The 9,837-nt window shown below is 74.3% G+C and carries 9 protein-coding genes; 5 read left to right on the top strand and 4 right to left on the bottom strand.

What is annotated here, in order from left to right; genetic code table 11:
* Nucleotides 1–11: 11 nt before the first annotated feature.
* The 3 genes from CCN44_RS32380 to CCN44_RS32370 all read left to right on the top strand — a co-directional run bounded on the left by CCN44_RS32380 (nucleotide 12) and on the right by CCN44_RS32370 (nucleotide 2,590).
* Nucleotides 12–491 carry an AAA family ATPase gene (locus CCN44_RS32380; RefSeq protein WP_086701697.1) on the top strand — a complete coding sequence of 160 codons (480 nt, stop codon included), beginning with the start codon at nucleotides 12–14 and terminating at the stop codon, nucleotides 489–491.
* Nucleotides 492–690: 199 nt separating this feature from the next.
* Nucleotides 691–1,560: an MBL fold metallo-hydrolase gene (locus CCN44_RS32375; RefSeq protein WP_059247167.1), complete on the top strand. Its 870-nt coding sequence runs from the start codon at nucleotides 691–693 to the stop codon at nucleotides 1,558–1,560.
* A 112-nt stretch (nucleotides 1,561–1,672) separates the two neighbouring features.
* On the top strand, nucleotides 1,673–2,590 hold the full coding sequence (locus tag CCN44_RS32370; RefSeq protein ID WP_059247168.1) for a hypothetical protein: 918 nt from the start codon (nucleotides 1,673–1,675) through the stop codon (nucleotides 2,588–2,590).
* 85 nt (nucleotides 2,591–2,675) lie between these two features.
* Here CCN44_RS32370 and CCN44_RS32365 read toward each other — a convergent pair whose 3' ends face one another.
* The 4 genes from CCN44_RS32365 to CCN44_RS32350 form a co-directional block, all read right to left on the bottom strand.
* The gene (locus tag CCN44_RS32365; protein ID WP_059247169.1) at nucleotides 2,676–3,926 is read right to left on the bottom strand and encodes a sugar ABC transporter substrate-binding protein; all 1,251 of its coding nucleotides are present in this window, start codon (nucleotides 3,924–3,926) and stop codon (nucleotides 2,676–2,678) included.
* 149 nt (nucleotides 3,927–4,075) lie between these two features.
* Nucleotides 4,076–4,852 carry an alpha/beta hydrolase gene (locus CCN44_RS32360; RefSeq protein WP_308406423.1) on the bottom strand — a complete coding sequence of 259 codons (777 nt, stop codon included), beginning with the start codon at nucleotides 4,850–4,852 and terminating at the stop codon, nucleotides 4,076–4,078.
* Nucleotides 4,853–4,899: 47 nt separating this feature from the next.
* Complete coding sequence (locus CCN44_RS32355; RefSeq protein ID WP_086701693.1) at nucleotides 4,900–7,644, bottom strand: ATP-binding protein; 2,745 nt, start codon at nucleotides 7,642–7,644, stop codon at nucleotides 4,900–4,902.
* Nucleotides 7,645–7,751: 107 nt separating this feature from the next.
* Entirely contained in the window at nucleotides 7,752–8,750 is a 999-nt protein-coding gene (locus CCN44_RS32350) for an AraC-like ligand-binding domain-containing protein (protein ID WP_086701690.1), read from the bottom strand.
* 172 nt (nucleotides 8,751–8,922) lie between these two features.
* Between CCN44_RS32350 and CCN44_RS32345 the strand changes: the two genes are divergently transcribed.
* A complete protein-coding gene (locus CCN44_RS32345; protein WP_107502129.1) occupies nucleotides 8,923–9,180 on the top strand; it encodes a DUF6400 family protein in 258 nt (85 codons plus the stop codon).
* Nucleotides 9,167–9,424 (top strand): hypothetical protein, encoded by a 258-nt coding sequence (locus CCN44_RS32340; protein WP_059247173.1) that lies wholly within the window; start codon nucleotides 9,167–9,169, stop codon nucleotides 9,422–9,424. The genes CCN44_RS32345 and CCN44_RS32340 overlap by 14 nt, the downstream gene beginning before the upstream one ends.
* Nucleotides 9,425–9,837 lie beyond the last annotated feature (413 nt).

Below are 9,837 nucleotides of genomic sequence, written 5' to 3'. Positions count from 1 at the left end.
GTACGGGCGGAATGGCGGCGGTGCCCGGGGCGGGGGCCGGCCCGGACCTGGCGGTGCTGGTCGGGCTGCAGGCCGCCGGGAAGTCCACCTTCTACGCGCAGTGCCTGTCCGACCGGTACGAGCTGGTCAGCAAGGATCTGTTCCTCCGCGGCGCCCGCAACAAGCAGGCCCGGCAGATGCGGCTGGTGGCCGAGCACCTGGCGGCCGGCCGGGCCGTGGCCGTGGACAACACGAACCCCTCGCCGCGGGAGTGGGGCCCGCTGGTGGAGGCGGCCCACGCCCACGGCGCGACCGCGACGGCCTACTGGTTCCCGCCCGACGTGCCGGGTTCCCTGCGGCGCAACGCCGCGCGCGAGGGCCGCGACCGGGTCCCCGACGTCGGCGTCCTGGCCACGTGCGAGCGACTGCGCAGACCGTCGGCGGCGGACGGGTTCGACGCGGTGCACGAGGTCCGGTTCGACGGGCGGGGCGGGTTCACCGTACGGCCCTGAGCCGCACGTCGGCTCAGCACGCCCCATGGCCGGGGATGCCCGGATTCGGCTATTTTGTCGCCCATCGGTGCTGCCCTGCCCAGAGCGCCACGGCACCGGAAACACAAGATCAGCGGGGTCTACCGATGCGGCCGCCCGACGGGATACCTCTGGAAAGGCGGCCTCCGCCGAGGCCGCGTCCCGTGGAAGGAGCCCAGACGTGGACGGATGGTACGTGGACGACCGCTGCACGAACTGCGATGTGGCCCGGCAGTTCGCGCCCGAGCTGATCGCCGAGGTCGACGGGAAGTCGCGGATCCTGCGCCCGCCGGCCGACGAGGCGGAGAACCGGCGGTTACACGCCGCCGTCTTCGCCTGCCCCACCCGCTCGATCCGCCCGCGGACCGGCCGGGCCGACCAGTCGCTCGACCCGTTCCCGCTCGCCCTGGACGACGGCGTCCTGATCTGCGGGCACAACTCGCCCCACACCGCGGGCGCCAACTCCTACCTGCTCCTGCGGCCCTCCGGCACCGGCATGATGATCGACACCCCGCGCTGGAGCCGGCAACTGGCCGAGCGCTACGAGGCGTTCGGCCGCGTCACCGACGTACTGCTCACCCACCGCGACCACGCCGCCCACGGCCGCCGCTACGCGGACCACTTCGGCGCCCGGCTGTGGATCCACGAGGGCGACCTGGACGCGGCCCCGGACGCCGACCAGGTGATCCGCGGACTCGAACCCCTGGAGATCGCCGAGGGCGTCACCGTCCACCCGCTCCCCGGACACACCCGGGGCAGCGTCCTCTACCTCGCCGACGACCGGTACTGCTTCAGCGGCGACAGCTTCTACTGGTCCCGTACGACCGGTGATCTGGAAGTCGCCGACAGCGTGACCTGGTACTCCATCGAGGAACTCGCCGCGTCCCTGGCCAGGACGGCGGGCCGGCTGCGCTTCGAGTGGGTATTGCCCGGCCACGGGGACCGGCGCCGCCTGCCGGCCGACGAGATGTCCCGGCGGCTCCACGACCTGACCGCACGCACCCGCCTGCTGCGCCCGCGCCCGGTCGACTTCACGGCCCTCCGCTGGTGAGGTCCGGCCGGTCTGTTCGCTGACAGGCAACACCCGGGGCGCCGACGGCAACCTCGCCCCCGCTCCCGCTCCCTACCGTTCGGTTCACCTGCTTCGACGGAAAGGGACAGGAATGAAGCGCAAGGCGATGGCATGGGTGCTGCCCGCGTTACTGGTGGCGCTGAGCGTGGTGGGCTCCGGGGCACCCTCCTCGGCCCAGAACGAGAGAACCCCCGCGGCGGCCCCGACCACCGCGGTCGGCCCCCAGTACGACACCACACACGTCTACGTCACCCCGGGCGACGTGGACACGTTCGTCGCGAGCTGGGAGGCGACCTTCGGCGGCACGCACACCGCCAAGGCCGTCACGACCGTCACCCCCACGCCCAGCAGCACCGAGTCCGAGCTGGTCCTCTCGCCCGTCGGCACCCTGTCCGTCTTCGACTTCAGGACGCCCGTCCCCTATCCGTTCGGCACCGAGCGGACGGGCTGGCTCGTGAGCGACCTCGACCGGGGCGTCCGGCAGGCCCGCACGAGCGGGGCCCACGTCGTCGTCGCGCCCTTCGACGACCCCATCGGGCGGGACGCGATCGTCCAGTTCCCCGGCGGCGTCAACGCCCAGCTGTACTGGCACACCAAGGCCCCGTCGTACGCGCCCCTGGAAACCGTGCCGGACAACCGCGTCTACCTGACGCCCGACGCGGTGGGCGAGTTCCTCGGCTCCTACCTCCGGTTCACCGGGGGCCGGATCGTCTCCGACCAGCGGGCGGCGGACGCCGGTGACATCGGTCTGCCCGGGCGGACGTACCGGCGCATCGCCCTGCGCTCCCCGTTCGGCAACACCGTCGTCAGCGTCACCGACGGCCACCTGCCCTACCCGTTCGGGCGGGAGACCACCGGCTACGCGGTGCACGACCTCCCGGCCACGCTGCACAAGGCCGAGGCGGCGGGCGCGAAGGTGCTGTGGGGGCCGTACACCGCCGAGGGCCGCTCCACCGCGACGGTGCGGTTCCCGGGCGGATACGTGGCCGAACTGCACACGACCCGCTGACGTCCGCCCGCCCGGGCCCGACGGCTGCGCCGGTCACCCCGGCGCAGCCGTGGCGGAACACCCGGCGGGCCGCTCCCGCAGGCGGTCAGGAACCGGTCGCGGTCCGCTGTGCGTGCCTGAGCGCCTCCTCCGGCGTCCGCTCACCCGTCAGCGCGGCCTGTACGGCGGTGTAGATGGCGGTCGCCGCCCGGGGCCACTCGACGCCGAGCCGGCCGGTGCGGGCCCGCGCCCGCTCCACGCTCTTGACGAAGGCGGCCATGGACGGGACCTCCCGGGCGTACCGGGACGCCACGGCGGTGCGGGAGGGCACGGTGTGGTACTGCTCGGCGAGGGCGCGCATGGTGGCGGAGTCGTTCAGGCAGGCGAGCACCCGGGCGGCCTTCCGCTGCCGGTCCTCCGAGGAGTTCTGCGGGACCGTCCACACCTCGCCGCCGAGCGGCGTGACGAGGGTCTGCCCGGGCTTGCGGACGGGCAGCGGGGCCACGCCCCAGTGCAGGTCCTCGGCCTTGTCCAGCTCGGAGATCCGCCAGGGCCCGTTGACCATCATGGCCGTCCGGCCGGCGGTGAACTGGTCGTGGACGTCGGCCTGCGTCCAGTTCAGCACCGACTTCGACATGGATCCGCTCTCGACCAGGTCGACCCAGAGCTGGAGCGCCTGGGCGGCCTGCGGGCTGTCCAGCCGTGTCTCGTCCCCGCCGTTGGACCACAGGAAGGGCAGGAACTGCCAGGTGCCCTCGAACGTGGCGTTCGCGTCCACCGCCATGCCGTAGCGGCCCGGGCGGGTCAGCTCGGCCGCGGCCCTCTTCAACTCGTCCCAGGTCTTCGGCACGGAGACACCGGCCTCGGCGAGCATGTCCTTGTTGTAGAAGAGCGCGACCGTGTTGACCGTGGGCGCCAGCCCGTACACCTTGCCCTGGTAGGTGCCCGCCGACAGGATGCCCTCGGCGTAGCCGCTGGAGTCGACGCCGTACCGGTCCAGCGGGGTCAGCGCGCCGGTCCGCGCTACCTGTTGCAGGTCGGGGTTGTCGAGCATCAGCAGGTCGGGCAGGGTCCGCGACGACGCCTGCCGCAGCACGGTCGGCACGAGGGACGCGCCCGGCACGCTCCGGTGCTCGACCGTGACACCGGCGGTCTTGCCGCAGGCGGTCAGCCGCTCGCCCCATTGGGCGTGCTCGGAGGCGTCGGTGTAGTAGTCGAGGGCGGTGAGGGAGGTCACCTTGCCGTCGGCGGACGCGGATCCGGCTCCGCCACCGCACCCGGAGGCGGCCAGGACCAAGGCGACGGTTCCGAAGAGGGCGGTGAACCGCCGCGCCGACGCTGTGGCCGCTGAGCGCATGGGGTGCCTTCCGAGCGAAATCTGGTGCGGGGGTGCCGGTCCCGGGGAGGCGGGCGACATGGTCCATACCGGCATCTTCCGGTCCGGCCAGGGATGCTACCGCATTCAACCGATATGAAGATCGTCCGTCCGGAAGGCCCCTCGCCGGATCACCGCTCCCCTCCGGCCGCCGCCCGGATCATCGCCGCCACGGCGTCCGGCCGGGAGAGAACCAGGGCGTGCGAACCGTCCACCAGGTACTCGGTGGCCGCCATGCGCTGCGCCATGAAGCGCTGGGCGGTGGGGTCGAGCAGCCGGTCGGCGGCGGCGATGGCGTACCAGGACGGCTTCGACGCCCACGCCGGCGGGCCGGAGCCGGCGGTCAGCGCGCTGTGCGCGAGGGGCCGTTGCCGCACGGACAGGGCACGGGTGACACGGGGCGGCAGATCGGCGGCGTACATCTGGAGGAAGCGTTCCGCGCGGATGAACAGCTCGCCGTCCGCTGCCACGGGAGACGGCGCGGCGGCGGAGGCGGAGAACACCGTGTCCGCGCCCGGCACGGGGGAGAAGCGGTGCGTGACGTCCAGCAGGCTCTCGCCGGCGTCGAGGCCGAACGCCGCGACGTACCCCAGGGCCACCACATTGTCGGCGTCGGCGGCGGCATCGGTGATGACCGCGCCGCCGTACCCGTGGCCGACCAGCACGACCGGGGCGTCGATCTGGCGCAGCACACTCCTGACGTAGGCGGCGTCGTGCGCCAGACCGCGCAGCGGGTTCGCCGGGGCGCGCACCGTCAGCCCCGCCGCGTGCAGCAGCCGGATCACCCCCGTCCACGACGAAGCGTCCGTGAACGCGCCGTGCACGAGCACGACGGTCGGCGCCAGGAGCGGTGACGGGACGCGTCCGTGCACGGCGGTGACCTCCGACCGGGTGGGGTTCCCAGCCAAGCCCACCGGGGTCCGGCCGGCATCGCGTGAACGTACCAGGAACCCGCTCAGTCGTCGGGCAGGGCCCTGACCAGATTGGCGAGCTGCACCCGGGAGTTGACCGACAGCTTGCGGAACGCGGAGGTCAGATGCGTGTTGACGGTGTGCGGTGACACCACGAGCAGCTCGGCGGCCGTCCTGTTGCTGTGCCCCTGGGCGACCAGGCGCGCGACCTTCTTCTCCGAGGCCGTGAGGGCCTCCCAGCCCTGCACGGGGCGCCGCCCGCCCGCCCGGCGGCTGCCGGCCCCGGCGTCCCGCAGAGCGCGCTGCACCTGAGCCGCCGCCGCGTGCGCGCCCGCCGCGGCGAACTCGGCGTGGGCCTCGGTCAGCGCGGTCACCGCCTCGGCCCTCCGCCCCGCCGCCAGCAGCGCCCGTCCGAGATCGGCGCGGGCCGCGGCCCGGACCAGCGGGCGCGGGCTCGCCCGGAGCAGGTCGACCGCGTGGTCCAGCAGGGCGAGGTCGTCCCGCACGAGCCCGCGGGCCCGCGCCGCGACCCCCGTGGCGGTGGGCACCGTCGGATTGCGTTCCGCGTGGGCCTCCGCCTGCGCGGCGAGGTCCTCGGCGAGTTCCCGGTCCGCGCCGCGCAGCGCCATCCGGATCGCGGAGCCGACCCAGGTGCGCAGCAGCCGCCAGCGCAGAAAGGGGCCCTCGTCCTGCACCCGGCGGATCCTGTCCACGGCGAGCCGGACGTCCCCGTCGGCTTCGGCGTGGACCGCTTCCAGGAAGCGCACCGCGGCCGTGTTGCCCGGGTTCGGCTTGGCCGCCAGCCGCCTGCGCGCCTCCGTCAGATGGTCCCGCGCCGCCTCCCGGTCGCCGCGCAGCAGGGCGATCCGGGACCGGATCACCCGGCCGTTCACCTGCTGGACGTGCGCCTGGACCTCGTCCTCCAGGCGCTCCATCGTCAGGAAGTCGGCGTCGGCGTCGTCCAGCCTGCCCAGCCCCAGGTGCTGCTGCCCCTGCGCCCACAGCAGCATCGCCTCCCGGATCCCGCCGGCGCCGTCCGCCGCCCTCGCCAGCAGCCGCTCGCCGGCCGCGAAGTCGTCCATGTGCTGGCAGGCGACGATCTCCTCGGGAGCGAAAGCGGGATCGACGGCGCTGAGGGCGGTGAAACGTTCCCACGCGGCGGCGTTCTCACCCGCGTTGAGCGCGATCTCCCCGAGCGCGAACAGCGCCTGGACATGGGCCTCCCGGTCACCGGTCGCGACGGCGGCCCGCAGCGCGTCCTCGCCGGCCGCCCGCGCCGGCACCAGGTCCTGCGCCCGGGACATGGCCAGGGCGCGCAGGGCGGCCAGCCGCGCAGCCACCTCCGGGGCGGCACCCCCGACGGTGAGGGCCGCCTCGGTCCGGCGGCGCAACTCGTCGGCGAGATCCAGGTTCCACAGCGTGCCGCCGAGAGCGGCCTGCAACCGGCCCAACATCTCCACGGGCGGCCGGCAGGCCAGCAGCCGGTCGCCGGTCGCGAGTGCCTCCCGGTTCCGGCCGGCCCGGTTCAGGCAGCCGATCGCCTGCTCACCCACCTCGAACCACAACGGCCGCGCGGTGGGCACCAGTTCCAGCGCGCGCGTCACGAGGTCGGCCGCGAGGCCCGGAGTGACCGGCAGCACGTCGTCGGCGGCGCGCCGGAGCAGCTCCACCGCTTCCCGGTCCCCGGGCCGGGCGCCCCTGAGGAGGTGCGACACCACGTCGATCGGCTGGTGGCCCGCGGTGACCAGCCGGGCCGCGGCCTCCCGGTGCAGTGCCTTCCGGGCCGAGGGCGGGATGTCCACGTACACCGCCTGGCGCAGCAGATCGTGCCGGAACACGAGCTGGTCGCCGTCGTCGTCCAGCAGTCCCGCGCGCACCGCCTCCTCCAGCGCCGGGATCAGCGCGACGGCAGGCCGGCCGCAGAGCGCGGCGGCGTCATGGAAGCCGAAGCCGCGGCCCAGCACCGCTCCCCGCTGCAGGAAGCGCAGTGTGTCGGGGCGCAGGGAGCTGAGCCTGCCGCGTACGCCCAGCACCAGCCCCGGCGGCACCGGATCGTCCGAGGCGTCGGCGGTGCGCAGTCCCGCGAGCATCTCGACGGCCAGGAACGGGTTGCCGCCGGCTCCCCGGAGCAGGTCGCGGACCCGCTCGTCGGCGGCGGCGCCCAGGGTGTCGTCGGCGAGCCGGCCGATGGCCGCGCCGGACAGCGGTCCCAAGGCCAGGGTGCGCACCGGCAGTTCGTCCCGGACTGCGGCGGCGATCTCCTCGGCCGGCCCGTCGACGCCCCGCCGCTCCGTCAGCAGCCACAGCACCGGCGAGGTCCGCAGCCGGCCCGGCAGCTGCTGGAGGGCGAACCGGCTGAGCGGGTCGGCCCACTGCACGTCGTCCAGGGCGATCAGCACCGGCATACCGCCGGCCCGTTCCTCGATCACCTCCGCCAGCCGCTCCACCAGCCAGATCCGCTGATCGTGCCGGCGCGCGAGATCGACCAGCGCGGCACCGGACAGCAGCGGCCGGTCGCCGTGCAGGACGCAGGTCGCCAGCGACGAGAGCGGCACGAGGTGATGCAGTTCGTCGGCCTTGCCGCAGCCGACGGAGAACCCCGCCGCCGCGGCCCGGGAGACGGCTTCGGTGAGCAGCGTCGTCTTGCCGATGCCCGGTTCCCCGCGGATCAGGGCCAGTGCGCCACTGCCGGAGCGGGCCACCGAGTCGATCAGCGCGCGCAGCTCTTCGAGTTCGGCCTCCCGGCCGCGCAGACCGCTCCGGGACAGCGGTCCGCCTGCCCCCGCCACTCGGGTCCTCCCTGTCCGCACGCGCCCGCTCCGTCGGCGCCCGGAGGCCCACTATGGCAAAAACGGCAGCTCAGCGCATATGCGGGGGCGGCGGTGAGTGACCGAGGTCATGCCGCGCGGCGGACGGCGGAGGAGCGCCACTCGGCTGGGGAGACCCCGTAGGCGGCCCGGAACACCCGGCTGAAGTGGGAGGCGCTGGTGAAACCCCAGCGGTGGGCCACCGCGGCGATGGTCACGCGCGCCGTCTCCGGGCGGGCCAGGTCCCGCCGGCACTGCTCCAGCCGCCGCTGCTGGATCCACCGGCTGACGGTGATGTCCTCCAGCTCGAAGAGCTTGTGCAGATAGCGCACGGAGATGTGGTGGGCCCGGGCGATGGCGTCCGGCGTCAGGTCCGGGCTCGCGAGGTGCCGGTCGATGTACGCCCGGATCCGCACCAGCGAGGTCCGGGCGGCGTCCGCGGTGTCCGCGCCGGCCCGGCCGAGCCGCTCCTCCGCCAGTGTCTGCACCAGGTCCACCACGTTGCGGGCGATCAGCTCGCCGGTCCGCTGCGGATACGTCGCCGCGGTGTCCACGAGACGGGACAGCAGCGGCGCCAGCAGTGCGCCGAGCGCCGAGTCGGCGCCGAGCGGGGACGCCGTGATCCGCCGCAGGTCCGACTCGCTCAGACCGAGCATGGCACGGGGCAGGACGAGGGACTTCGTCCGGAAGCGCTCCGGGAGCGTCAGCCGGACGGGCCGGGCCATGTCGTAGACGAAGAGCTGCCCCGGCCGTACGTACGCCGCGCGGCCGTCCTGCTCGACGCGGGCGACCCCTGTGCTCAGCAGCGTCACCACCACGTAGTCGTCGTTGCCGGAGCCCGCGATGAGCCGCTGGGTGCGCAGGGCCCGCAGCGGATCGCCATCGATGGTGACGGCCTGCACCGGGCCCAGCGGCGACGTACGGATCGAGCCACTCTCGATCTCGTCGGGGGCGCCCGTGTCCACGGCGCCGAACGTCCGGGACAGGGCCTCGCGCCAGTACGCCCGTCGGCGGTGGGCGGGGATCGTTCTCGTGGTGCGGAGGGTGCCCGTGGTGTCGGCTTCCGAGGTCGGTGAATGCGGCGACATGATCTCTACCCTTCGGCACGTGCGTGTTCCGGACACACCGTGCCAGTCCCGGCATCGCCGCCACATCGCGTGAATCCGTGAGACCACGGGTACGGGAAGCGGGTGCCGAGCCCGGTGTGAGGTGCCCCACGGACGCTTGGCATGGCCGAAAGGTGACCCTAAGTTCGGGCCTATGTCCGTCCCAGATGCCGCACGCCCCACCGAGCCGGTCGACTTCGCCGTGGATCTCACCGGCCACGAGATGACCCGGCGCGTCCACGTCATGGACGCACTCGGCGCCGGCTGGGACCCCGTCGAGGTGATGCGCGGCGAGGAGGAGGCGTACGACCTGCTCTACTCGGGCCTCGACGAGGAACAGCAGCGGCTGTACGACACCCTCGTGGCGGCCGGGGTGCTGCCGCGGCGCGGGGGCGGCCGTGCTGCCGCTTGACCCGCAGGCGGACATCGGGCGCCGCGCCTGGGTGACCTGCCCCCACTGCGAGGACCACCTGGCCTGCCCGACGTGCCGGCAGGGCGGCAGGTGCCCCGACCACTGGCGCTACCTCCTCGCCAACACCGGCAGCCTCCTCCACCTCCAGTGCCCCTCCTGCACCCACGTCTGGGACCACGAGACGGGCTTCGGCGCCACGCGCACCCACTGGACCCGCACGACCAGCGGCCCGCACCGCCGGTGACCCGGCGGGCGCCGGCCTCGGCGCCGGCGTCTTCTTCGAGGCCTTCTCGTTCGCGAGTTCGCGAGTCCGGGTCAGGGGCGGGCGCCGCGATCGTCTTCGTGGCGCTGAGTCCGTTCTGCGGGATCCGCGCGGCGCGCCGCAGGAATCTGGCCCGCGGCCCGGGCGGGAAAGGTGCCGCCCGTGCGGCCGTGGTCCGCGCCGCCCGGTGCGGCGAGGCCGCCGGCGACCGCCGGCCGGTGCCCTCGGCCGTCGCGTACGCCGCCGCGCCGGGACGAGCCGCGGCGCTTGGCCGGCTGCCCCGCCGGCGTGCTCGTCCTGACCGGGGTGAGCACGCGGAGCCTGACGGGGACGCGAGGAAGGGCGCCCCTGGAGAGATCGCGCGGACTGCCCGGCGGGACGGCGCGGCGGCGGTG

The sequence above is a fragment of the Streptomyces tricolor genome, from assembly GCF_002155905.1.
Classification (GTDB): domain Bacteria; phylum Actinomycetota; class Actinomycetes; order Streptomycetales; family Streptomycetaceae; genus Streptomyces; species Streptomyces tricolor.
Note: the sequence above shows the minus strand (reverse complement) of the source record. Positions and strands in the feature narration are given on the sequence as shown.

Bases quoted from the DNA above. Each gene is read 5' to 3' on its own strand.
- CCN44_RS32380 (WP_086701697.1), top strand. From the start codon at position 12: ATGGCGGCGGTGCCCGGGGCGGGGGCCGGCCCGGACCTGGCGGTGCTG.
- CCN44_RS32365 (WP_059247169.1), bottom strand. From the start codon at position 3,926: ATGCGCTCAGCGGCCACAGCGTCGGCGCGGCGGTTCACCGCCCTCTTC.
- CCN44_RS32350 (WP_086701690.1), bottom strand. From the start codon at position 8,750: ATGTCGCCGCATTCACCGACCTCGGAAGCCGACACCACGGGCACCCTC.
- CCN44_RS32345 (WP_107502129.1), top strand. From the start codon at position 8,923: ATGTCCGTCCCAGATGCCGCACGCCCCACCGAGCCGGTCGACTTCGCC.
- CCN44_RS32370 (WP_059247168.1), top strand. From the start codon at position 1,673: ATGAAGCGCAAGGCGATGGCATGGGTGCTGCCCGCGTTACTGGTGGCG.